This window comes from Rickettsia endosymbiont of Nabis limbatus (assembly GCF_965196655.1).
Taxonomy (GTDB): domain Bacteria; phylum Pseudomonadota; class Alphaproteobacteria; order Rickettsiales; family Rickettsiaceae; genus Rickettsia.
The window spans coordinates 1,006,386-1,029,941 of sequence record NZ_OZ239771.1; the positions used below are offsets into that span (position 1 = coordinate 1,006,386).

Sequence of the window (23,556 nt, forward strand, 5' to 3'; positions counted from 1 at the left end):
AGTTTAATTTGGAAAAGAGCAAGGAATCCACAAGACGAGGAACGGAGCGTACACTTTAGTACGTGAGTACCGAAGTACTTGTAGGATGACGTAGCCAATTTTTCAAATTAAACGAGTATACACATAAAATAATTTACATCTATATCATCATCACTTAATACCCATTTGTCTTCTGCCATGTTATACACCAAACCTTTTAGCTCCTCAATTTCTACATTAGTGTCTGCGAGCATCTCATAAATTTCAGATGGTTTTAGAAACTTACTATAATCATGAGTATTTTTGGGCACCCATCCGAGTATATACTCAGCTGCTATTATCCCGAGTAAATAAGCTTTTTTGGTGCGGTTAATCGTAGAAATTATAGCCATGCCTTTTGGCTTAATACGCTTTACTAAATTAAGCATAAATTCTTGAACATTTTCCACATGCTCTATAACTTCAAGACAAATCACTACATCATATTGCTTATCGTTTTCTAATTCTTCTATAGTGCTTTTTAAATAATCTACCTTAATATTATTTTTGGTAGCGTAAGCCAAAGCAGTATAAATATTACTTTGCAAAGCATCAATAGCTGTAACGTTAAAACCTTGCATTGCAAGATTAGTAGCAATTAAACCGCCACCACAACCTACATCCAATATTTCTAGTTTAGAAATATCGTTGTAATGCGATTTTATTTTCTCTATTATATAGTTAAGACGAATAGGGTTTATGCGGTGTAAAATACCGAATTCCCCCTCTTTGTCCCACCAACTATGAGAGATTTTTTCAAATTTTTCTAATTCGTTTTTATCGATTGAAGACATAAGCTCTAATATACTTAGATGATATTAATAATACTAGCCTTAATTTTAATTAGCTGCATATTTGCTCCCATCGGCTGCATAGCATTATGGAAGAGATATGTTTACTTTGGCGATGGGCTTGCTCATAGTAGCTTTTTAGCGGTCAGCATTAGTATTATCGCTCATTTTCCGTTAATATATTCAGGACTAATTGTTGCAATTCTTTTTTCGATTTTTGTATTTATCTTCCAAAATAATTCTGAAAAAAATGCAGTTATTAATTTAATTTCTAGCACTATGCTAGCTATTGCTTTAATTATTAATTATTTTTCTTCTGCACAAAACAATATAGTAAATTTACTGTTTGGCGATATTTTATCTATAACTTTTGATGATTTAATTGTGCTAGCAATAATGTTTATAGTTATTATAGGTTTTATTATATATTTTTATAATCAAATTCTTCTTATAATTATTAACAGAGATATAGCACTAATTAAAGACGTAAAAGTTAATATTATAGAACTATTATTTTTACTTATTTTATCCGTGTCAGTATTTTCTGCAATTAAAATAGTTGGGGTGCTTATGGTGACGGCTATTTTGATTATTCCTGCTATGATTGCACGATTTATTGCGAACAGTCCTGCCTTGATGATTATAATATCGATTTTTGTTTCGCTATTTATTAATTTTTGTGCTGCTGCTTCTTCTTTCTATTTCGATCTTCCTCTAACGCCATTAGTCATAATAATTGGCTCATTGATTTATGGATTGTTGTACGTTCGTAGGGTGTAGCGTTGTTGCTTGAGTTTTATGTCATTCCTGCGAAAGCAGGAATCTAGAAATTAAATAAATACAATAACTTTTTAAAGCTAAAAGCTCTATTTATCTCGCTTTATGCTGGATCCCGCGATCAAGTCGCGGGATGACAGGTAGCATATAAACAACAAAAAAGCAAGCTATTTAGTAATAACTTGCCTTTTATTTTACCTGAAACTAATTAGAAATTTTAATCTTCGTACATTCTTTTACGAGCAAACTTTCTTTTTCTTCGTGCAGCTTCTTGTGCTTTACGAACACGCTTTACTGACTTTGGTTCGTAGTAACGCTGTTCTTTCATTTTACGAAAATAAAGCTCTCTTTGTAGCTTTTTCTTAAAATTCTTAAGCGTATTATCACAATTACCGGCGTGAACATTTACTAGTATCACTAAAATTACTCTCCTTAAAAATAAATATATTTGGTAACAAGCTATATTATCTATATAATAAGTTATAATGTCAAGGTTAAAAATATGAATATTCAAGAAGAACACTACATAAAGAAAATAAGCTTTATGCAATCATTACTAGAATTATTACCATTTAACGAATGGAATGACAAAATAATTAATGAAGCAGAAGAAAAATGCGGCTTTGCTAAGGGCTATGGCTTAATACTTTTTCCAGATGGATTAGGCGAAATAGTAAAATTTTTTGAAAGCTATCTAGACAATATTACGCTAGAGATTTTAAATAAACAGGAAGTACCAAATAAAATAAGAGAAAAAATATCCTTAGCAGTAAGGACTAGAATTAAAGCCGTGTTACCTATTATTCATAGCAAAAATGCTACATATTTTGCACTAAACCCTATTCAAGGTACAGAAGTTGCATTCCACAGCTGTGATATTATTTGGCAATATACTGGTGATAAATCGATTGATTATAATTATTATACTAAACGAGGCTTACTGCTTTCAGTTTATGTATCATCTATTCTTTTTTATATTCAAGATGAATCAGAAAATTATATCAACACCGATAAATTTATTGATAGTTCTGTAGAAAATATTGTGCAAGCTTTTACGCAAATGAAAAAATTGCTTGATCCTTCAAATATTCCAATAGTTAGGATGTTTACATAGGAGGATAATGAAAATTTGTTTTCTAATTATTATAGCTATATTACTAACAAGCTGCACTTCACCATACAAACAATTATATCAAAAAAAGCCAGGGTTTTATTCTTACATCATTGGAGATGTACAAAATAATTATATTTATAAAGAACATTACTCAAAAGTTTATGCTACACCTGCTAACTGTCAAAAAGTTGTAACTGCTCTTGTTGCATTAAAAACTCTTGATCCTTTATATAAATATAAAACAGAATTATTAGTGGCATCGTCAAGTTAAGTAACATAGTGTCAAAAAGAGTAATATTTTTAGATTTCAGGCAGCAAGAAGTCTTTGAGTAGCTTCATCCCAAATGGATTTAGCGGATGCAAATTCAATTCTTTGGTCAGGTGCTGTTTTAGTATATCTTTCAACATTTACGGCAAATATATTTCTAACTTTTCCCATCAGTGATAATGTACATTGTGCTGCATTAGGATGCTTAAATTTAATCAATATCTTCTCTTTTCGCCTAGTTGGTTGATGTGCATTCTCAACGCGATTATTTAATCTCTTATTAGTTCGATGTTTAGTCCTAGGACACATAAGCTTAATCGGTTTAATGTAACTCTTGAGCTTATCAGTAACAATTACTCTTGGAGCTGGGTAATTGCCCAATAATCTTAATAAAAAGCGAATAGCTGATTTCTTGTTGCGTCGCTTCTGTAGCAATACTTCTAATTCATGTCCCTCAGAGTCAACAGCCCTCCATAGTATGAATACTTCACCTTTAATCTTAATGGGGTCGTTGAAAGATAATTTTTGATAGTAAAATAAGAGGAAAGGAGGTAATAAATATTTTAAAAAAGAAATTCTGTTTAATATAGAGATAAATGTTATTCAATAGTGTAGTAATTTAATAGAGATTTGTTTACAGAGTTAGAATTTTTATTAATAAATTTCTTTAAGCCATTAAAGTTGTTAAAACCACTAATCGTTTTAAATTAAAACATATGGCATTCATAAATTCGGAGAATTGATTTTTGGCAATTCCTATATATCTAACCCGCTTATTATCTTTTGAAAATACCATCTCGAAAGGTGCTCTGATTTTCGTATAATATTTATCAAGGTCAAAATTCTTATCTTTCATATTATTTTTCTTTATTGCACAAAGATGGACTCCCTTTTTAGCTGCTGCATTCTTGGTAGAGATTGTACAATAACCTTTATCAACATATGTAGCACCAGAACTTGGCATAACATGCTTAAAACCTTTTCTATCGGTAACATTTGCAGGGGTAACTGCAACCTTATTGATCATGCCTGATTGAATATCAACACTCACATGTTTTTTATAACCATACCAAAATTTATTCCCTCCCTTACAGCCAATTTTGGCTTGTTTATCCTTTGCAACCTTAGGCAAAGTCTCATTATTCAATTTATCATATTTTTGTGCTCTTAGTTTATCACGTTCCTCCCAGAGATTAGCTTTTGAGATTAAATGAGAAGCATCTACAAAGGTAAATACTTCACCCATATAGCCTTGTACTCGTAGTTGATCGCGGAATTTTGTAAATATTTTTGATAGTAAATTAGTACCTATTTTTTTACGTATTTTACTAAATACACTATAATCAGGTGTCTTTTCTGTAAGAGCAAAATTACAAAACCATTTCGCCGCTGTGCTATCAGCTAAATAACGTTCTAATTCCCGATCAGATAAGTCTTCCATAAATTGTAGCAGCAAACATTTAAACAGCCTCTCTATACCATATCCTTTATAATTAGCTTCGCATTCTAATGCTAATAACTCAGCTTCAACTGCTTTGAATTTGAATAAACTTTTGAATTTACGATATTGATGATCCGCATTTACTAACTCATCTAAACTTACCATTAGCATTTGATACTCTGACATATAAACATATTTTTTATTTTTTTATTATACCTGCTACCCTCTCATCTCGCAACAGTCCCTTAATGTTCATTTTATCTAAATGCCATTTATCAGTTGGCTTCCGCTCTCTCCTTCTGATAACATCTTGAAAATAAACTGCAAATTTATTGCACCAAAATCTTACTGTCTCATGACTCAAAATAATACCTCGATATGCCATCTGTTCTTGAACATCTCGGTAGCTACTATTAAAACGATGATATAACCATACAGCATGGCTAATGATGCTTGCTGGAAAACGATGTCTCTTCGGAGCTTGAGTAATACGCATAATGGTGAAATTTAGAGATAAATGGTTACTGCTATTCTATAAATTATTCCATGCATTTGCTCAATACTTAATTTACATCTCTCTTAACTTGACGGTGCCGTGGAAAAAGAGGAGAATATATTATGCATAATATTTCTCCTTAATCTCAGTTATAGGAGAGATTTTGAAGAAATTATAGCTCTGATAATGCAATCTCAAAGGAGAATATAGGGAGCATAAGAATTTTTTGATAACAATATTAAACTGTGAAAGCCCTAGAGATAAGGTGGTGGGCGATAGGGGAGTTGAACCCCACAGCTGTCGAAAGTAGATATAGTTATAATCTAAACTTTATAAGATCAATATTGCCCCCAGACAATATTACAATATCACGAATTATTTCCTTCTCTAGTAATAAGCAAAATCGTAATAATGGAATCTTAAAACCCTTTAATTTATTTATATTTTTAAATATGGTAAATAGAATTGCAGCTATTAATATGCTATATAAATATACTATCATGCCATTTTGAGAATGACTGATAAAATGTTTAAACTGTAAATGCTGTTTTATGAATTTAAAAAATACTTCTATATCCCATCTTTTCTTATATATCTCTGCTATCTCTTCAGCAGAACTATCCGATAAATTTGCTAAAAACCATATTTCTTTGTTCTTATAATCAATGGTTTTTATTAATCTTAAATTACATTTGATTATTTTGTTAGCACTGTATAAATTAATAATCTCATCACTTTGTATTTGTAAGTTACTATGATTGTTTTGATTCTGCTTGATCTCTAACTTTTTAATAACTCTATAGCGTCTGTTAGTTTGTACTCTAGTAACAAATTTTATTTCTTTGTTACTGAAATCTTCATAGGTAGTTGTTTTACAAATTCCCCTATCAAATATTAATATATCTTCCTTATCTAGCTTAGATTCATTTATAGCTTTAACTAATGCTACATCATCACTTGCTTCAGATTTATCATTGCAAAATCTTATATTAGATGGTATTTGTCCCTCTAAACCTACACTAAGCTTTACTTGACTATCATTCTTTTTTCCTCCTATTTTTAATCCATCTTTAATTACTCTGCCGGAAAGATTAATAGTTGTTGAATCAAATATGTGTAATTGTTTTCTTTCTATCTTATTAAAATGGCTATTATACTTTTCTACTAGTTCATCATAAATTGCTTTGAAATATTCTGTCTTTATTGTTTTTAATCTTTTACCAATAGAACTATGGTCTATTTTATTTTTACCAACCTTTTTTGTTTTAAGAAGACTACTTAACTCTAAAGTTGCCGGTACTATTTCCTCTAATGTCCTTAAGCTAATCGGTCTACCAAGTAGTGATGACCTAACAAAACTTTTTAAAATAAATGCTCCCGTTATTTTATGATTGGCTTTATCTACGGTATATTTTTCCCCTACTTCTATCAGCCTCTTATCACTAATTAAGTTCATTATTTCTTTTATTTCCATTCAGGGTAACCTTTTTAATTTTTTAGTTACCTGTTTACCTCTTCCTAATACTTTTTTACATACTTATTTCTTCTCTTCTACTTTCGACAGCTGTGAGTTGAACCCCCGACCTTTACGATGTCAACCTAAAAGTCGCTTTTGCCTTATTTTTTGTTCTTTTCTCATATACTAACTTTTAGCTCATAACCCTTGTACTTATAGTACTTTCCTTGGGTACCAAAAAATTATAGGCTTAACTGTAATAGAGTTGCAATTATTTGTCAATATCTAAAAAACGCGAGTTTCGTATTCAAAAAGTCGCTGTATAGCTGATAAACAGTGGGTTACGGGGATATTGATAATACTGTTTTTGTTATAAAGTGAGTACAAAATACAAATTGCTAATTAAAATATGGTATTTATAGTATAAGAAAAAAGTTTATAGGTTATTGAAAAAACTTTAAGAGCAATAACCTATGATAATGGATTTTACAGAAATATTTTGTTACGTCGATGATTTTTTTCAAGAATTAGACAAGCATACAAATTCAATTACTAACCATAACAACAAATCTGGTCCTAAAAGTCGACTTAACAGAAGTGAGGTAATAACAATTATAATAGGCTACTGGCAGTCATCTTATGATTGTTTTAAGAATTATTATCTGAAGCAAATATGGATTTATCATCAAAGAGATTTTCAATTAGTAAGCTATAGTCAATTTATAAAAATAATAGGTCCACATTTACCACTATTAGTACTGATATTCAATTCTATTTTGGATCAGTGTGATGGCCTTTCTTTTGTAGATTCAAGTAGTATAGAGGTATGTAAGAGATACCGTATTTCAATGAATAAAGTGTTCGCCGGCATAGCAGCACGCAGTAAGACAACAAAAGGTTGGTTCTATGGACTTAAACTACATCTAATAATTAATATAGCCGGTGGTATAGTTAAAGCATCTTTTAGCCCTGGCAATAAGGATGATAGAAAACAGCTGGAACTGATGATCAAAAATCTTTTTGGTAAAGTATTCGGAGATCGTGGTTATATTTCACAACAATTATTTCAACAACTTTTAGAGCAAGGAATTTTTATGGTAACTAGGGTAAAGAAAAATATGAAAAATAAACTTATGTCTATGTTGGATAAAATATTATTGCTTAAAAGAGCATTAATAGAATCTGTGTTTAGTAAAATTAAACTATTGGGGAAGTTTGAGCATTCAAGGCATAGATCAGTTACAAATGCCTTTGTGCATATGGTTGCAGCACTGATAAATTATCAAATGTCTGATAATAAACCTTCTATTACATCTCTCTTGATATGCTAAATCCTATGCTATATTAATTCGAAACTCGCGTTAAAAAATATTACAAATTTGAAAATAACATGTGGATATGATGAGCATATAGTTAGTACAAATTCATGAGCAGTTTTATCTGGTAAATATATCTGGACCTTTTGAATTTGATAAGAGATTATAACAACTATTGGTTATTTAATTGTATATAGTTAGGATAAATCATCATTTTTTAAAGTATAATCCTATTTAACATAAGATTTGTTTTTCTGAGTAAAGCATACTACAGTTTAATTATATATAAATTAAGCTGTGGGAGGATTTATGTCAGTTAAATCACTATTGTTTACTAAAGAAGCATTACATGAAATTAAAGCTCCACAGGCAAAACGAGATGTATATAAAGATACCAAAGAAAAAGGATTATTGCTAATCGTATCATATGGTGGTAGTAAAATATTTTATTTGGGCACAGTACTTGATAAGAAATATCATAGAATTAAAATAGGTGTGTTCCCTGATCTATCAATTATTGATGCTAGAGCCAAAGCATCTGAATTAAAAGGTGAGATCGCCAAAGGATATAATCCCGTCGCAGAAAAGATTAGATTAGCTAAGGAACTGACATTTAAAGAGCTTTATGATAAATACCTTAATGAATATAGTAAAATTAATAATAAAAGATGGAAAGATTATGCTGCTTCTGTAGATAGATATGCCAAACATTTATATCCTAGGAAAATAGCTACTATTCAAAAAACAGATATTCAAGAGTTATTTAATAATTTAACTAAATTTGGTAAATATGGAGCTAATAGATTTCTTGAAGTTTTAAGTCCTGTATTTAGTAAAGCAATAGAATGGGAATTACTTACAATAAATCCAGTTATTGGCATAAAGAAGCATAAGGAACAATCCAGAGACAGGTATTTAACTAGAGAAGAAATACCACGATTTTTTACAGCAATAGCAGGCGAGCAAAACCAGGTAATGAAGGATTTTTTCTTAATAGCATTATATACATCAGTTCGTAAAGATAATTTACTTACTATGCGTTGGGAACAGATTAGTTTTGCTGATAAACAATTATATCTTCCAGATACTAAGAATGGTGATCCTCAGAGTTTACCTTTACTAGATCAAGCAGTAGAAATATTAAAAGCAAGAAAAGAGCAATCTGATAGCATTTGGGTGTTTCCAAGTGAGACCAGCAGTAGTGGTTGTCATTGCTAAAGTAAAAGGGACCAGTAAATTGCACGAAAAAGGGACCAGAGAATTTGGTGTAACCTAATAAGGTTATAATGTGCAATATTCACTAGATAATTAATTAAAATAAATATCTAGTGATACAATGATAAGAATAAATATGTACACAACAATTATCACCCTTTATAAGCAAGGCAATAGTCAAAGAAATATTGCCAAACTAACGAGAATAGACCGTAAAACAGTAAGAAAAATAGTAAACCGTTATGTAGAGTCTGGTACAGAATCTCCTGCACCCTATGAACGATCTTCAGCACTGGATTCTTGGCACGAACAAATAATTGAGTTATTAGAAAAGAATCTAAGTTACATAAGAATTTTTGAAGAGTTAAAAATTCAAGGTTATACAAAAAGTTATGGTTCGCTAACCCGTTATATCAAAAAATATAAGATACAAAATAACAGTTGCATTCGTTTTCATACTTTAGCAGGAGAGGAAGCACAAGTAGATTTTGGTGACATAGGCTTACAGTATAATTCTAAGGGGCGTAGAGTTAAAGCATATGTATTTAATATGCGTTTAAGTTATAGTCGCCTTGATTATTATGAAGTAGTGTTTGATCAAAGTTGTCAAACATGGATACAATGTCATATCAATGCATTTAATTATTTTGCTGGCAGTCCAAAAGTAATAAAACTTGATAATCTTAAAGCTGGAGTGGTAGATAGCAATTTCTATGAGCCCGTATATCAGAAGGAATACAAACGTTTAGCTGATCATTATGGAATTTTACTTTCTCCTTGTCGTGTATATCAACCTCAAGAAAAAGGCAAAGTAGAATCAGGAATAAAGTATGTCAAAAATAATTTTTTTGCTGGACGTAAATTTCATAGATATGAAGAATTAACACATGATCTTGCTAACTGGTTAAATAAAGCAAATAACCGAATACATGGTACTACTAAAAAAATTCCTCAGGAACTATTTGAGCAAGAAGAAAGTAATAATTTAATGCCTTTACCATTAGAAACGTTTGATTTGTCATCGTGGCATAATCGAAAAGTAGCAAAAGATTGTCATATCACCATAGATAATAATTATTATTCCGTACCGGCAAAATATATATACAGTGAGGTACTGGTACAATTATCACCAAAACTTGTTCAAATATTTTCTATCCAAAATGATTTAATAGCAAGGCACGTTAGAACAGATGGCAAAGGAATATTTACCACTAATCCGTCTCATTATGCCAAATATAAACGTCTATGCCCAGGTTTTATAGAATATAGTGAACATTATCAACAACAAATGCAGCAGATAGGAAATAATTGCAGTTTATTATTAGAGTTATTACAACAAACACGAGTAAATGATTGGCAACGTTGTGCTAGAGGTATTATTTCTTTACGTAAGGTTTACAATGATGAGTTAATAGATAAAGCTTGTCATAGAGCATTACATTACGGTATAAGTTCTTACTCTAAAATTAAAAATATCTTAAATAGTAATGCAGTAAACTTACCATTGCCAGAGTTTGGAGGTCAGAATGCAGAACTTGCTTAATGACCTACGTAGTTTTAGATTATCAGGTATAGTCAATAGCTTAAATGAAAGGATTATTTATGCTCAAAATAATAAACTAGGATTTAAAGAATTTCTCTCACTATTATGTGAAGATGAAAAATCTCACCGTAAGGATAATAATTACCGTCGTCGTAAAAGTGCTGCTAAATTACCAGTCACTAAAAATTTAGAAGACTTTGATTTTCAGTTCCAACCAAGTATTGATGCCAAAGTAATAAGTGATTTATCTACTTGTGATTATATTAATACTAAGGGCAATGTCATATTCATAGGTAATTCTGGAACTGGCAAAACTCATCTTGCTATTGGATTAGCATTAAAAGCTTTAACACGAGAATACTCTGTATATTTTACTACGGTATCGGATATGCTTTATAATTTACATATTGCAAGAGCAGATAATAGCTATCACAAAAAAGTTAAATTACTCTTATCATTTGACTTATTAATTCTTGATGAGTTAGGTTTTAAGCAATTACCAAAACATTCAGTAGATGATTTTTTTAATATTATTGCTAAACGATATGAAAATAAATCTACCATTATTACCACAAACAAGGATTTTGAAAGATGGAATGAAATATTTGCTGATGAGTTATTAACTCATGCAATTATTGATCGAGTAGTACATCATGCACATATACTAAACATCACAGGTAAAAGTTATCGTATTAATAACTATAAATTTGGAGGTCATTTGACATAAAAATTTTTACATATAGTGGTCCCTTTTTCGTGCAATTTACTGGTCCCTTTTTATTTGACAATGACATGGTCATTTGCAAGAACCAAAGAAAGCATGGAAGAGGATTTGTAAAAAGGCAGGAATAGAAAATTTAAGAATCCATGATTTAAGAAGAACAATACCAAGCTGGATGGCAATGACCGGAGCAAATCAATATGTAATAGGACAACTTCTAAATCATAGAGATCCAAGATCAACGGCAGTTTATGCTAGACTTGCCAATGACACTGCTCGAGAATATATGCAAAGAGCCGTAAATACTATTATAAATATAAAATCTTAAATATATATTAATTGATATATCATGTTATAATAATTCCTGTATTAAGTGAGTTCTATAAGAACAGAAAGGCTAGAAGAGGAAAGTAGTAAAGCAATTATTGCAACAAGCTTGGAAATTCCTTTTTTGCTTCTTCTATACTCTTAAGAATTATTGAGTTTTTGCAGATTTTGGGGTCGTTGAAAGATAATTTTTGATAGTAAAATAAGAGGAAAGGAGGTAATAAATATTTTAAAAAAGAAATTCTGTTTAATATAGAGATAAATGTTATTCAATAGTGTAGTAATTTAATAGAGATTTGTTTACAGAGTTAGAATTTTTATTAATAAATTTCTTTAAGCCATTAAAGTTGTTAAAACCACTAATCGTTTTAAATTAAAACATATGGCATTCATAAATTCGGAGAATTGATTTTTGGCAATTCCTATATATCTAACCCGCTTATTATCTTTTGAAAATACCATCTCGAAAGGTGCTCTGATTTTCGTATAATATTTATCAAGGTCAAAATTCTTATCTTTCATATTATTTTTCTTTATTGCACAAAGATGGACTCCCTTTTTAGCTGCTGCATTCTTGGTAGAGATTGTACAATAACCTTTATCAACATATGTAGCACCAGAACTTGGCATAACATGCTTAAAACCTTTTCTATCGGTAACATTTGCAGGGGTAACTGCAACCTTATTGATCATGCCTGATTGAATATCAACACTCACATGTTTTTTATAACCATACCAAAATTTATTCCCTCCCTTACAGCCAATTTTGGCTTGTTTATCCTTTGCAACCTTAGGCAAAGTCTCATTATTCAATTTATCATATTTTTGTGCTCTTAGTTTATCACGTTCCTCCCAGAGATTAGCTTTTGAGATTAAATGAGAAGCATCTACAAAGGTAAATACTTCACCCATATAGCCTTGTACTCGTAGTTGATCGCGGAATTTTGTAAATATTTTTGATAGTAAATTAGTACCTATTTTTTTACGTATTTTACTAAATACACTATAATCAGGTGTCTTTTCTGTAAGAGCAAAATTACAAAACCATTTCGCCGCTGTGCTATCAGCTAAATAACGTTCTAATTCCCGATCAGATAAGTCTTCCATAAATTGTAGCAGCAAACATTTAAACAGCCTCTCTATACCATATCCTTTATAATTAGCTTCGCATTCTAATGCTAATAACTCAGCTTCAACTGCTTTGAATTTGAATAAACTTTTGAATTTACGATATTGATGATCCGCATTTACTAACTCATCTAAACTTACCATTAGCATTTGATACTCTGACATATAAACATATTTTTTATTTTTTTATTATACCTGCTACCCTCTCATCTCGCAACAGTCCCACAATGGGAGTAAATGCATGACAATACTCACATCCTTGATTTACTTGCAGAATTAATCCCCAATCCTTAGCTAAAAATCTTAGTTTTTTGCTGTTTTCTTCTTCTTGCCTTACTTCATATAATTTCTTATGTAAGGAATTTACTGGTTCATCCATGTTTACTAGCTTGTAATCTAATATCGTTGCTAATTGCCACATAGTAGCAAATTTCTGTGCTTTCTCCATAATCTGCTTTTGCAGTCTTTGAGCTATGATGACATTTTCTAGCGTTGGATTATCAAGAGCTTGACGCTTAGCTCTATTAAATTCCTTCTTTAAAGCTTCTATCCTTTGATCATAAGGTCCAAGTTCTGGCTCTTGCTTTTTTTTATCTTGAGAAAATTTTAATATTTCTTGCTTGTAAACATGATCCTCGTTATACCATAAAAACCCTTGAGGTCGTTGCCAAAACTGATTATTTACATTAAACCTGATCATCTCATTTTTATTACTACTATCTAACTCTATAGTACCAGCAAATGCATGATTTGACCAATCATTGATTAATAACCATAAATTAATTACTAGTAATGTAATGGCTAGTGATGATTTAGTTATTGTGTTTACTAGCCACTTCATTATTTTAATAAGATAAATTTGAATCAGTACAATTATTATTAGACCTTTGTTGTTGCATTATAGGCATCTGATTTTTTAGTTGCTGTGGAAAACTCTTACTCATTTTACTTTTAGCATGATCAAGTAAATCACTAAATAGCTCCTCTAAATCAAACTTAGAAAAATCTATTCTTTGCAGCTCTTCTACTGTAAACCCCCTGCAATTAGCATATTGTGCTGTGCCAAAACCAATAGCTAATTGAGCTTTACCTTGCTCTTGAAATACTCTTGCAAGTTTTGAATTAAAACAACAATAAGTAGATTTTTTAGTAATACATGTCTTAAATATTTTATCTTTCTTAGCACAATATGTACCAACATAGTAGCACTGACCTTTTGCTTTTTTCAAGGCTAAGGCTTTTTCTTCTGCATTACACCTACTTAATCCTAAATCCTTGCCCCAGCCTTTAAACCCAGAACAACAATTAAGAAAATTACCAATATTTACTTTGCGGCAACTGCTGGCATGCCCTTTAAATACTGAAATCGGATTTGTTTGCATATCTTTTTTCATTTCATTTAACATCGCTAAATACCCAACATTCCCCATATCAGTATTAGGCACAATAGTTGCAGTATGACAATCCCCTCCTAAACAAAACATTTGTGATCCTGCTATAGAAGAGCTAAGCTCTTTTTTCTGGGCTATACATATGTAATCTTTGTGCAATTGCAAACAAATACTAGCAGCTTGCTTAACGCAATTGCTCCTTGCAAGTTCACAACCTTGCTTCTTTAAATGATCACACCCATATTTTGGCTCACTACTACATTGATATTTAATTTGCTCACTCCAGCATGGACGATTAACATTATATTGATTAAAAAATAATTTATTACCAGCTTCAAGACATATGCGATTTATTTCATGGCATTCATGTTCTTCAAGCAAAGCTTCTAAATATTTATTTACTATTTGGAAATATTCACCTTTTTCTCTAAATTCCTTGATTTTATCACGATATTTATAAGTAAAAACATATCTATCCCATTTTACTATATCTCTATCCCAGCCTTCAGTTAACGCTCCTTCTCCTTGAGAAGAAATGCCAATATATGTATCAATATGATCAAGAGAAACATTTAACTTACCGGCAATTGCTGCTCTTACATCAAGCATTATTGCTTGATTATTATGCATATGCATGCTGTATATTGTTTTACGCTTACCGAAATGTCTTTTCTTTTTCCAAAAGACAGGATAAAGCCAGTGACGATGGCTATTACTTATCTCAAGGCCTGAAAATGCTATTGCTTTATCCTGCCAATCTCCCCATTTATCTATTAATTCAGCATCTAGTATAAGATTCCTGATAATATCTATTTCAAATTCTGCCCCTTCACAGCAACTCTTATTAATTTTGATTTTGAATACTTTTTCACTAACATTAAGTGCAATCCCTTCTGTATGCTTTAATGGATCTGCCTCAATCTTAGCTGAATTACTAATTAAGGGATTGTCAGGATTAAGGTCATATTCTTGCATTGCATTTATTTTCTTCAGCTCACTTTGTTGCAGTAATTGCCCTTGTGCAGAGTTATTTAGCATAACACTACCTTGATTTGTTAAGTCTTGATCATTCATTTTACTTAAATTTGATATATTTACCTCTTTATCAAATATTATCTTATTGCCCATTTGATCAGGATTACCAAGCTTAATACTGTGTTCATACTGTCTGGCACTATTATAACTATCCTCCATAGTAGCAGAGTAAGAACTGATTGCATTCATCACTAAAGTAACTAACATAATAATATTAATACTTTGTCTCACATTTGTTTCTCTTGCATTATCTGCAATGCATCATTTAATCCTATATGACCTGCTAGTTTTTTAACTTTGTCTTGGTTATTATCTATCACTACTATCGGTACAGAAGTAATTTGATATTTCTCAAATAGATTTGGATCAATATCAAAACTAATACCAATTTCATCGGCTTTTGCTTTAGTCTCAACAAATGAATTATTTTTTAAACCTCGCATTACAAGTCTTACACCTTTTTGTTCTGCTTCAATATAATAACTCTTTAATGCTGAATCAGGCATTGAAAATGAAACAAAAATGTAGATTTGATTATATGTTTTAGCCTCTAATGTCTTATGATGTATGCTCTTCTGTAATAATCCTTCTTGTTGTGCCAAAGCATTTATATTACTTAAAATTAGCAAACTCATTAAAACTACTAAGTTGAAACACATATTTTTCTGTATCCCGTTATCTTGCATCATCATAACATCAAAAGAGACAGCATGATTTTTTTCTCCAAATCAAATAACCAAAATCCTCTCCTTTAACCGGGAATTCGCGTGCACCCTGCCAGGTAATTTCAGTCTCGCCAATCTTTTTACAAGAATGCACCTCTGGTATAGGATAAGTCATCTGCAGTCTATATTGGCTCTTTTTGATTATTGGCATTGGATATTTAGAACATAATCCTTCTCTTCCCATATACCCCCAGAGTAACAATTCCCTATGTAACTTAGCCATAAATTTAGCTACCAACAGTGCAGAAGATCCAACTCCGCCATTATGATAGCTAGTTGTGCCGGTAAAGGGATAAAGAGAGCTTTGACATCCCCCGCACCAAAACATCATATCATTTGAGAGGTTACCAGAACTAGAGCTAATGCAATCAGCTATGCAAGCACTTTGAGCTGTAATACTTCCAAATAATAAACTTTCAGGATTTAATTAGCAGCCTTATTATCATCTCCCCATAATGGATCAAATTCAGTTAAATATGCGATATCTACTTGTGACATCTCTAAACAGGCAAAATCAAGTAAGATCTCAAGCCAGTAAATAACCGGATATATATACCAGTGAACATGATAAAAGCTACTTCCCTCTATATCATCCTTAACACCTTTTTGCATGCTAGTACCAAGATTAATGCCCCCAAGACTTACCATGCACATAGGGGATTTAGTTACATCCACCAGTCTTACCGGCTCCCAGAATCCAATTGGAATACCAGGAACTGGCATCGGAATCGAAGGCTTAGGGCAAAAACAAACAATTTGCCTTGGGTTATTAGTATCAGCCATAGAACTTGATACAATTTTTACTCCTCCAATAGTAATTGGAAATAAACATTTCCAGCAAACATCAGTGATTGGATTTACAAACCTGCCTACGCAGCCAATTGATGCATAACTATAATTACCAAGCAAAATAATTATAATAAACATTATTAACTTCATTATTACTTGTATATTTCAGAAGTGACTAAATCTGTATTTGCTTGACAACCTACCTTTGCTTGCTCTGCTATCATATTATTTTTCTCACCTGCGATTAGATATACTACTTCTCCACTAGGCTTTACTATTGCTTGCACCCTACCTTGTAATACCTGACCTATTATCTTTTCTAAATTTTTCTTTGCTTCTGGTAATTGCCACTTCTTCATACATTACCTCCGGATTTTATCAGTTGTTGTTCACACCTTAATTTTTACTCAAATACTATAATATTTCAATTAATCTTGATTTCGCTAATTTTAAGTAATTTGCCTTCCTGACAGGCAATAGCCGGCACTGCTTTTATTTTAAAACGAGTAGTAAGCACGCCACCTTGATCAAAAAACACCGGCTTGTTTAGTTCTTGCCTCAGTTCTATAGGATTTCCTTTGGTTAGAACTAATCTTCCTATTTGTAATTTAGCCCACTTAACCTGCTGCTCATCATCTCCATCAATAAATATCAATAGCTCCCCCCAACTTACTTTTTCTAAAGGATTCACACTTGTTCCAGCTTTTACTATGATGTTTCCTGCTTGATCTTTTATATCTGTCTTTTGTATAAAGCTTGGATTATAGTACCAGCTACGGTTTTTATTTGCTTTTGCTAGAGCTAAGACAGGAGTTGGTCTAGAGATTCTTTGCTTTACTCTATTTTTAAATTCTTCCTGCATTTTCTCTAAAATGCCATTTTGTTTTGCTATTTTGAGCCTCGCCATAATTATCTCTAGTAAAGATTTTTCAATAATTGGAAATACATGACCTCTAACACCATAATCTAATATTTTACTGCTTTTACTTTTGCCAAGCTTATTAACACCATCTGCATTAACATTACTAACTTGCAATATAGCTAAAAATAAAATAAAAAAGCTGATTACAATAATTTTTAGAGCTAAATATCTTCCCATATTTTCTAATCACTTTAAACTAAGCCTCGCTCGTCCAGTATATTATTGATGGCATCTGTAACGCTCATTCCTGCAATCATTCTATCTTCTAAAGCCCTATAATCCCTAGCATTAGTAGATGTTAGCATCAGAGTAAATGGATCTAACATTAACCTTGCTACTACTCCATGAACACTTGGTCCATAAATCGCTGCTTCACTATAATGTGGTGGATTTGAATGAATTGATTGCAGTAAATTTAGCTTCCAATCCTCATCTACAAAACCTGCAAGTTTTGGGTTTCCTCTCATTGCTTTAAAGCTCTCAGGATTTTGCTTAAGAATAACTTTATGTGATGAGTTCTCAAAAGCTTTTTCAGCAGCTGATCCTTCTTCCCTGAAGTAATCAGTTAATTGCTGAGTAGCAAGGGTTATTGAGCCGTTGTATTTTCTTGCAATTCTACCTGCTTCTTCAATAAATTCTCCAGATCTCTTGCCGGATAGTAATTTCCATGCTTCATCAATCATGATTAGAAAGGGACGCTTCCTATCACCTTTAACCATTGCTTGGTTAATATGAACAATCATGATTTGTACAATTACTGCAAGTAGTGCCGGGCTACTACGAAGATGATCAGTTTCAATTACTACTATATCTGAGTTTAGTGATAATTGTGCCTTGTTACTGAAAAATTTGCCATATTGCCCATCACGGGTAAATGGAAATAGCATATTACCAAGTTCTTGCGAGTAAGACTCTTCTCTTTTAAGCAGCCAATCTGCTATGTCAGTTATCTCAGCTCGTGCTCCTTTTGCTTGCCAAACAGCTATTAAGGCTTTTTGTAGCATTGGTTGTTGCAAATCATTAGTTCCATATTGCGGAGCTGCCATGGTCGCCAGAATCGATGGAAAACTTGCTAGAAAATCTGCCTGTGCTTCAATTGAGCCTTCGCTGCCGTCTGCTGGAATTTCTGAAAATGGATTAATAGAAATAGGATTTTTTACATCAAATTCAATATAATTACCGCCCAGTAGCAAACAGGTTCTTTTAAATGATCTACCATAATCAAGAACAAATACTTTGCCGCCAGTGCCTAAGACTGATAGCATTAACTCCTGCATAAACACTGATTTACCAGATCCTGGTACTCCTGCTATACAAAGATTAAAATTTTCATTGGGAGCTGCAGATGCACTATATAAATTTGAGCCAATTAATGCTGAGCCAAAGGGCGACCTATACATAATCTGTCCTCTTCTACCAGTAAGCAGCATGCCAGGAGAGCTTAAATCCCCTTTCCATTCACCAATAATAGGCAGTAACACCTTACTTTCTGAAGCAATAGTCCTTATGCCTCTACCAAGATTTGATAATGCTACGCCAACTCCCTGAGTCTTTTTATTAAATATGTTATTGAATCTATTAAATTTACCCATTAAAGAATTAGGCGCTGCTTCAACTAACTGCATCGGTAAACTAGCAAGTACCACCGCTAAATGATCATATTTACAAGGGACAAAATACCAGCCACTTCTTCGCATATGTGAACAAAACTGTGATGCTGACCCTTTGGCTTTGTTCTTCTGATCCCACATAATGACATTTAAATGGATATTTACTACTCTATCACCATTTTGCAAGCACGCTACTGCTCCTGCTAAATCTTGTGCTTCACTAGCTAAGTTAGGAAAGAATTTCCCCATCCCAGCATTAATGTTTCTCTCTAAAGCTTCTCTTTTGGTAATAGCAGATGTTTTAGCCACTAACTGATTTGGTATAATCTGCAAACCAAAATGAATTAAAAAATTTGCTCTAATATATTCATCTCGTCTTAGCTCATTACCTAAAAACAAATCCATGGCTGATAAACGCCACTCAGAAGGTCTTTTTCCTGCCTCTAAGCTTATAAATATTTGATTATCATTAAGACTGACATAATCTTCCTTTTCATATAAAGAAAAATTACCAGGTAAAATCTGCTCAGATAATATTTCATAAGGGTTAATTTCAGGATGCTCTTCTTCTCTCCAGCCAAATATTAAACGGACAAATTTTAATAGCAATGTTGCCTCAACATTATAAGTAGTAAGACCAATTGATTTAAATGTATCTTGCAGTACTTCTCTTCTTCGTATCATCTCATTAATATCAATCGTCAGCGTCGGAATAGTTACGGAAATTAATAAAACGACATCTTTGATATTTCCCTCTTCCTTTGCTTTTGCTTGTAAAAATTTTACTCTTCTACTGCTAAGCTCAGCAAAGATGCTGCCTTTTCTATGTAATTGCCAGTTATCTAGATATTCTCTTATATGATCAGAGCCAATCATCAATATTTGAAAACTACTGCCTGCTGGTAAATTTTCATCACTTTTTAAAAATTCAGCTATCTCCCCTTGTGCTTGCAAGCTTGTTCCAACTAACGGCCAGCCAAGCAGGACAAATCCTACTGAAGCCCTATTAAAAAACAAGCTACTCTCCTCATCATATGATTCATAAACAAAATGTTTAGCTAGTCTTTCCCGAGCAAAATCTTTATCAATTCCTGATGTCATTAATTATACTCTCCAAAGCATCTAGTAGAGCATCTCGATTTAAAATTAGGCTTATCATTATTATTATTTGGATTAAACATATCAAGATCTGCCATTTTATTTACTTCATATAATGATTTACATTTTAGTCCTTGGGGCAGCGGGCAATCAAAATCATTTCTATATGGCATCAACTTACAATTAGCAACGCTAAAGCTTAACATTAATAACAAAAGCAGATTAATTATTTTATTATTCATTAAAAATTACCCGGATATTGTTGTTCTGATTGCAAATCAATATCTATCATCTCATCAGTCCCATTATCCGGAGTAAAACGTTCTTGCAATTTAGTTTTTGCCTTAGTAAAACTTGTTACTTTATTCCCAGAATAGTTTTGATAATTACTATAATTTGCTGCATTTTGCGAATAATCATTCGTCGTTGGCGGCAGTAATCTATCTACTTTTGTACTCTCTTTATTATCCCTTAAATCAAAACCTTTTCTAAATACTACATCTATTACTCTACCTGAAGCTACAACAATTACCGGACTCATGCTTTCTGCTCGTTTAATGGCAAAATCAGCAAGCTTTTCTAAAGCATTACCGGTGCCGGCATAAACACCGGCTTTTAGAGAATTCTGAGCTTTTAAGGCATTTTGCTGACTGGTAATCGGTGACACTGGAAATATACTATGGGGTCGTTGAAAGATAATTTTTGATAGTAAAATAAGAGGAAAGGAGGTAATAAATATTTTAAAAAAGAAATTCTGTTTAATATAGAGATAAATGTTATTCAATAGTGTAGTAATTTAATAGAGATTTGTTTACAGAGTTAGAATTTTTATTAATAAATTTCTTTAAGCCATTAAAGTTGTTAAAACCACTAATCGTTTTAAATTAAAACATATGGCATTCATAAATTCGGAGAATTGATTTTTGGCAATTCCTATATATCTAACCCGCTTATTATCTTTTGAAAATACCATCTCGAAAGGTGCTCTGATTTTCGTATAATATTTATCAAGGTCAAAATTCTTATCTTTCATATTATTTTTCTTTATTGCACAAAGATGGACTCCCTTTTTAGCTGCTGCATTCTTGGTAGAGATTGTACAATAACCTTTATCAACATATGTAGCACCAGAACTTGGCATAACATGCTTAAAACCTTTTCTATCGGTAACATTTGCAGGGGTAACTGCAACCTTATTGATCATGCCTGATTGAATATCAACACTCACATGTTTTTTATAACCATACCAAAATTTATTCCCTCCCTTACAGCCAATTTTGGCTTGTTTATCCTTTGCAACCTTAGGCAAAGTCTCATTATTCAATTTATCATATTTTTGTGCTCTTAGTTTATCACGTTCCTCCCAGAGATTAGCTTTTGAGATTAAATGAGAAGCATCTACAAAGGTAAATACTTCACCCATATAGCCTTGTACTCGTAGTTGATCGCGGAATTTTGTAAATATTTTTGATAGTAAATTAGTACCTATTTTTTTACGTATTTTACTAAATACACTATAATCAGGTGTCTTTTCTGTAAGAGCAAAATTACAAAACCATTTCGCCGCTGTGCTATCAGCTAAATAACGTTCTAATTCCCGATCAGATAAGTCTTCCATAAATTGTAGCAGCAAACATTTAAACAGCCTCTCTATACCATATCCTTTATAATTAGCTTCGCATTCTAATGCTAATAACTCAGCTTCAACTGCTTTGAATTTGAATAAACTTTTGAATTTACGATATTGATGATCCGCATTTACTAACTCATCTAAACTTACCATTAGCATTTGATACTCTGACATATAAACATATTTTTTATTTTTTTATTATACCTGCTACCCTCTCATCTCGCAACAGTCCCACTATTTGTTGCCTGGTTCTGGAAAAATTGTGCTATCCCGCCAAGTACACCGTTAAGCACCGCCATCCTTGCTATATCTGATGATCTATCAACAACTATCCCTTTAATTCCAGGTCTCCCATCTTCTCCTATTAACCATCCTTCTACCGGTTTTTCAATTATCTCTCCATTACTATTTAGTAAAGATACCGTCTCTAAACGGCATTTAGCCCTCTCTGATGAAATATCCCCACTACAAGAACCAATTAAAATTGCTTCTTTGATTTGCTCTGTTTTATACCCTTTAGAAAAAATAGCTGTATCAACAAGCCTTATCATTATGGGCTCAGGCGAAGCTGCATTATTAGTGCCAGTTCCAACTACTACTCCAGTAAGCAGCACCCCTCGTGCAAAGCTTCCAGTAGTAATATAATCTTTAAAATCTTTTTTGAGCTCCACATCAGCTCTTTTTACATAACCAAGTAATCTTTTTACTGGAGCGGTAGAAACAGCAGCAGTGCTTTGCTCAAGGTTATTATCTAACGCGAGTTTCGAATTAATATAGCATAGGATTTAGCATATCAAGAGAGATGTAATAGAAGGTTTATTATCAGACATTTGATAATTTATCAGTGCTGCAACCATATGCACAAAGGCATTTGTAACTGATCTATGCCTTGAATGCTCAAACTTCCCCAATAGTTTAATTTTACTAAACACAGATTCTATTAATGCTCTTTTAAGCAATAATATTTTATCCAACATAGACATAAGTTTATTTTTCATATTTTTCTTTACCCTAGTTACCATAAAAATTCCTTGCTCTAAAAGTTGTTGAAATAATTGTTGTGAAATATAACCACGATCTCCGAATACTTTACCAAAAAGATTTTTGATCATCAGTTCCAGCTGTTTTCTATCATCCTTATTGCCAGGGCTAAAAGATGCTTTAACTATACCACCGGCTCTATTAATTATTAGATGTAGTTTAAGTCCATAGAACCAACCTTTTGTTGTCTTACTGCGTGCTGCTATGCCGGCGAACACTTTATTCATTGAAATACGGTATCTCTTACATACCTCTATACTACTTGAATCTACAAAAGAAAGGCCATCACACTGATCCAAAATAGAATTGAATATCAGTACTAATAGTGGTAAATGTGGACCTATTATTTTTATAAATTGACTATAGCTTACTAATTGAAAATCTCTTTGATGATAAATCCATATTTGCTTCAGATAATAATTCTTAAAACAATCATAAGATGACTGCCAGTAGCCTATTATAATTGTTATTACCTCACTTCTGTTAAGTCGACTTTTAGGACCAGATTTGTTGTTATGGTTAGTAATTGAATTTGTATGCTTGTCTAATTCTTGAAAAAAATCATCGACGTAACAAAATATTTCTGTAAAATCCATTATCATAGGTTATTGCTCTTAAAGTTTTTTCAATAACCTATAAACTTTTTTCTTATACTATAAATACCATATTTTAATTAGCAATTTGTATTTTGTACTCACTTTATA

At 32.0% G+C, this 23,556-nt stretch carries 20 protein-coding genes and 6 pseudogenes; 8 read left to right on the forward strand and 18 right to left on the reverse strand.

Going from position 1 to position 23,556, the window contains the following annotated elements; all coding sequences use genetic code 11:
- Window positions 1-107: 107 nt before the first annotated feature.
- Window positions 108-812, reverse strand: a complete 705-nt coding sequence (ubiG, locus tag ACOAL3_RS05785) for a bifunctional 2-polyprenyl-6-hydroxyphenol methylase/3-demethylubiquinol 3-O-methyltransferase UbiG (RefSeq protein ID WP_419234555.1) — start codon at window positions 810-812, stop codon at window positions 108-110.
- An 18-nt stretch (window positions 813-830) separates the two neighbouring features.
- Between ubiG and ACOAL3_RS05790 the strand changes: the two genes are divergently transcribed.
- A complete protein-coding gene (locus ACOAL3_RS05790) occupies window positions 831-1,589 on the forward strand; it encodes a metal ABC transporter permease (protein WP_395477349.1) in 759 nt (252 codons plus the stop codon).
- A gap of 214 nt (window positions 1,590-1,803) precedes the next feature.
- Here the strand turns inward: ACOAL3_RS05790 and rpsU are convergent, their stop codons facing one another.
- Window positions 1,804-2,004 carry a 30S ribosomal protein S21 gene (rpsU, locus tag ACOAL3_RS05795; protein WP_011477128.1) on the reverse strand — a complete coding sequence of 67 codons (201 nt, stop codon included), beginning with the start codon at window positions 2,002-2,004 and terminating at the stop codon, window positions 1,804-1,806.
- Between the two features lie 84 nt (window positions 2,005-2,088).
- On the opposite strand from rpsU, the gene ACOAL3_RS05800 reads away from it, so the two are divergent.
- Window positions 2,089-2,700, forward strand: a complete 612-nt coding sequence (locus ACOAL3_RS05800) for a COQ9 family protein (protein ID WP_419234556.1) — start codon at window positions 2,089-2,091, stop codon at window positions 2,698-2,700.
- A 7-nt stretch (window positions 2,701-2,707) separates the two neighbouring features.
- A complete protein-coding gene (locus tag ACOAL3_RS05805; protein WP_419234557.1) occupies window positions 2,708-2,971 on the forward strand; it encodes a D-alanyl-D-alanine carboxypeptidase in 264 nt (87 codons plus the stop codon).
- Window positions 2,972-3,007: 36 nt separating this feature from the next.
- On the opposite strand, the gene ACOAL3_RS05810 is transcribed toward ACOAL3_RS05805, so the two are convergent.
- The 4 genes from ACOAL3_RS05810 to ACOAL3_RS05825 all read right to left on the reverse strand — a co-directional run bounded on the left by ACOAL3_RS05810 (window position 3,008) and on the right by ACOAL3_RS05825 (window position 6,361).
- On the reverse strand, window positions 3,008-3,571 hold the full coding sequence (locus tag ACOAL3_RS05810; protein WP_419235615.1) for a DDE-type integrase/transposase/recombinase: 564 nt from the start codon (window positions 3,569-3,571) through the stop codon (window positions 3,008-3,010).
- A 64-nt stretch (window positions 3,572-3,635) separates the two neighbouring features.
- Entirely contained in the window at window positions 3,636-4,595 is a 960-nt protein-coding gene (locus ACOAL3_RS05815; RefSeq protein WP_419234540.1) for a transposase, read from the reverse strand.
- 13 nt (window positions 4,596-4,608) lie between these two features.
- Window positions 4,609-4,905 carry a hypothetical protein gene (locus tag ACOAL3_RS05820; RefSeq protein WP_419234558.1) on the reverse strand — a complete coding sequence of 99 codons (297 nt, stop codon included), beginning with the start codon at window positions 4,903-4,905 and terminating at the stop codon, window positions 4,609-4,611.
- Between the two features lie 316 nt (window positions 4,906-5,221).
- Complete coding sequence (locus tag ACOAL3_RS05825; RefSeq protein ID WP_419234559.1) at window positions 5,222-6,361, reverse strand: IS4 family transposase; 1,140 nt, start codon at window positions 6,359-6,361, stop codon at window positions 5,222-5,224.
- A gap of 473 nt (window positions 6,362-6,834) precedes the next feature.
- Between ACOAL3_RS05825 and ACOAL3_RS05830 the strand changes: the two genes are divergently transcribed.
- The 5 genes and pseudogenes from ACOAL3_RS05830 to ACOAL3_RS05850 form a co-directional block, all read left to right on the forward strand.
- The gene (locus ACOAL3_RS05830; RefSeq protein WP_419234560.1) at window positions 6,835-7,692 is read left to right on the forward strand and encodes an IS982 family transposase; all 858 of its coding nucleotides are present in this window, start codon (window positions 6,835-6,837) and stop codon (window positions 7,690-7,692) included.
- Window positions 7,693-7,986: 294 nt separating this feature from the next.
- Window positions 7,987-8,883 (forward strand): annotated as a pseudogene (locus ACOAL3_RS05835) (tyrosine-type recombinase/integrase); the annotation flags it as partial.
- A 145-nt stretch (window positions 8,884-9,028) separates the two neighbouring features.
- Entirely contained in the window at window positions 9,029-10,435 is a 1,407-nt protein-coding gene (istA, locus tag ACOAL3_RS05840) for an IS21 family transposase (protein WP_419234561.1), read from the forward strand.
- On the forward strand, window positions 10,419-11,162 hold the full coding sequence (gene istB / locus ACOAL3_RS05845; protein ID WP_419234522.1) for an IS21-like element helper ATPase IstB: 744 nt from the start codon (window positions 10,419-10,421) through the stop codon (window positions 11,160-11,162). Before istA ends, istB begins: the two co-directional genes overlap by 17 nt.
- Before the next feature lie 67 nt (window positions 11,163-11,229).
- Window positions 11,230-11,484, forward strand: a pseudogene (locus ACOAL3_RS05850) (tyrosine-type recombinase/integrase); the annotation flags it as partial.
- Between the two features lie 332 nt (window positions 11,485-11,816).
- On the opposite strand, the gene ACOAL3_RS05855 reads toward ACOAL3_RS05850, so the two are convergent.
- The 12 genes and pseudogenes from ACOAL3_RS05855 to ACOAL3_RS05910 form a co-directional block, all read right to left on the reverse strand.
- Window positions 11,817-12,776, reverse strand: a complete 960-nt coding sequence (locus ACOAL3_RS05855; RefSeq protein ID WP_419234540.1) for a transposase — start codon at window positions 12,774-12,776, stop codon at window positions 11,817-11,819.
- A 40-nt stretch (window positions 12,777-12,816) separates the two neighbouring features.
- Window positions 12,817-13,455 (reverse strand): annotated as a pseudogene (gene traF, locus ACOAL3_RS05860) (conjugal transfer protein TraF); the annotation flags it as partial.
- Between the two features lies 1 nt (window position 13,456).
- Entirely contained in the window at window positions 13,457-15,244 is a 1,788-nt protein-coding gene (traN, locus tag ACOAL3_RS05865; RefSeq protein ID WP_419235616.1) for a conjugal transfer protein TraN, read from the reverse strand.
- Between the two features lie 20 nt (window positions 15,245-15,264).
- Window positions 15,265-15,696 carry a type-F conjugative transfer system pilin assembly protein TrbC gene (gene trbC, locus ACOAL3_RS05870; RefSeq protein WP_419235617.1) on the reverse strand — a complete coding sequence of 144 codons (432 nt, stop codon included), beginning with the start codon at window positions 15,694-15,696 and terminating at the stop codon, window positions 15,265-15,267.
- Between the two features lie 37 nt (window positions 15,697-15,733).
- Window positions 15,734-16,701 (reverse strand): annotated as a pseudogene (traU, locus tag ACOAL3_RS05875) (conjugal transfer pilus assembly protein TraU).
- Window positions 16,702-16,703: 2 nt separating this feature from the next.
- A complete protein-coding gene (locus ACOAL3_RS05880; RefSeq protein ID WP_419234562.1) occupies window positions 16,704-16,910 on the reverse strand; it encodes a type II toxin-antitoxin system Phd/YefM family antitoxin in 207 nt (68 codons plus the stop codon).
- 65 nt (window positions 16,911-16,975) lie between these two features.
- Complete coding sequence (gene traW, locus ACOAL3_RS05885; protein WP_419234563.1) at window positions 16,976-17,650, reverse strand: type-F conjugative transfer system protein TraW; 675 nt, start codon at window positions 17,648-17,650, stop codon at window positions 16,976-16,978.
- Between the two features lie 14 nt (window positions 17,651-17,664).
- Window positions 17,665-20,184, reverse strand: coding sequence for a TraC family protein (locus tag ACOAL3_RS05890; RefSeq protein ID WP_419234564.1), 2,520 nt, complete (start codon window positions 20,182-20,184; stop codon window positions 17,665-17,667).
- Between the two features lie 238 nt (window positions 20,185-20,422).
- A pseudogene (locus ACOAL3_RS05895) lies at window positions 20,423-20,872 on the reverse strand (TrbI/VirB10 family protein); the annotation flags it as partial.
- 153 nt (window positions 20,873-21,025) lie between these two features.
- A complete protein-coding gene (locus tag ACOAL3_RS05900; protein ID WP_419234540.1) occupies window positions 21,026-21,985 on the reverse strand; it encodes a transposase in 960 nt (319 codons plus the stop codon).
- Window positions 21,986-22,047: 62 nt separating this feature from the next.
- Window positions 22,048-22,566 (reverse strand): annotated as a pseudogene (locus ACOAL3_RS05905) (TraB/VirB10 family protein); the annotation flags it as partial.
- Between the two features lie 30 nt (window positions 22,567-22,596).
- The gene (locus ACOAL3_RS05910) at window positions 22,597-23,454 is read right to left on the reverse strand and encodes an IS982 family transposase (RefSeq protein ID WP_419234519.1); all 858 of its coding nucleotides are present in this window, start codon (window positions 23,452-23,454) and stop codon (window positions 22,597-22,599) included.
- Window positions 23,455-23,556 lie beyond the last annotated feature (102 nt).

Excerpts from the sequence above, each read along its gene's own strand:
- ubiG (WP_419234555.1), bottom strand. The coding sequence starts at position 812 with ATGTCTTCAATCGATAAAAACGAATTAGAAAAATTTGAAAAAATCTCT.
- ACOAL3_RS05790 (WP_395477349.1), top strand. The coding sequence starts at position 831 with ATGATATTAATAATACTAGCCTTAATTTTAATTAGCTGCATATTTGCT.
- ACOAL3_RS05800 (WP_419234556.1), top strand. The coding sequence starts at position 2,089 with ATGAATATTCAAGAAGAACACTACATAAAGAAAATAAGCTTTATGCAA.
- ACOAL3_RS05805 (WP_419234557.1), top strand. The coding sequence starts at position 2,708 with ATGAAAATTTGTTTTCTAATTATTATAGCTATATTACTAACAAGCTGC.
- ACOAL3_RS05815 (WP_419234540.1), bottom strand. The coding sequence starts at position 4,595 with ATGTCAGAGTATCAAATGCTAATGGTAAGTTTAGATGAGTTAGTAAAT.
- ACOAL3_RS05820 (WP_419234558.1), bottom strand. The coding sequence starts at position 4,905 with ATGCGTATTACTCAAGCTCCGAAGAGACATCGTTTTCCAGCAAGCATC.
- ACOAL3_RS05825 (WP_419234559.1), bottom strand. The coding sequence starts at position 6,361 with ATGAACTTAATTAGTGATAAGAGGCTGATAGAAGTAGGGGAAAAATAT.
- ACOAL3_RS05830 (WP_419234560.1), top strand. The coding sequence starts at position 6,835 with ATGATAATGGATTTTACAGAAATATTTTGTTACGTCGATGATTTTTTT.
- istA (WP_419234561.1), top strand. The coding sequence starts at position 9,029 with ATGTACACAACAATTATCACCCTTTATAAGCAAGGCAATAGTCAAAGA.
- istB (WP_419234522.1), top strand. The coding sequence starts at position 10,419 with ATGCAGAACTTGCTTAATGACCTACGTAGTTTTAGATTATCAGGTATA.
- ACOAL3_RS05855 (WP_419234540.1), bottom strand. The coding sequence starts at position 12,776 with ATGTCAGAGTATCAAATGCTAATGGTAAGTTTAGATGAGTTAGTAAAT.
- traN (WP_419235616.1), bottom strand. The coding sequence starts at position 15,244 with ATGTTAGTTACTTTAGTGATGAATGCAATCAGTTCTTACTCTGCTACT.
- trbC (WP_419235617.1), bottom strand. The coding sequence starts at position 15,696 with ATGTGTTTCAACTTAGTAGTTTTAATGAGTTTGCTAATTTTAAGTAAT.
- ACOAL3_RS05880 (WP_419234562.1), bottom strand. The coding sequence starts at position 16,910 with ATGAAGAAGTGGCAATTACCAGAAGCAAAGAAAAATTTAGAAAAGATA.
- traW (WP_419234563.1), bottom strand. The coding sequence starts at position 17,650 with ATGGGAAGATATTTAGCTCTAAAAATTATTGTAATCAGCTTTTTTATT.
- ACOAL3_RS05890 (WP_419234564.1), bottom strand. The coding sequence starts at position 20,184 with ATGACATCAGGAATTGATAAAGATTTTGCTCGGGAAAGACTAGCTAAA.
- ACOAL3_RS05900 (WP_419234540.1), bottom strand. The coding sequence starts at position 21,985 with ATGTCAGAGTATCAAATGCTAATGGTAAGTTTAGATGAGTTAGTAAAT.
- ACOAL3_RS05910 (WP_419234519.1), bottom strand. The coding sequence starts at position 23,454 with ATGATAATGGATTTTACAGAAATATTTTGTTACGTCGATGATTTTTTT.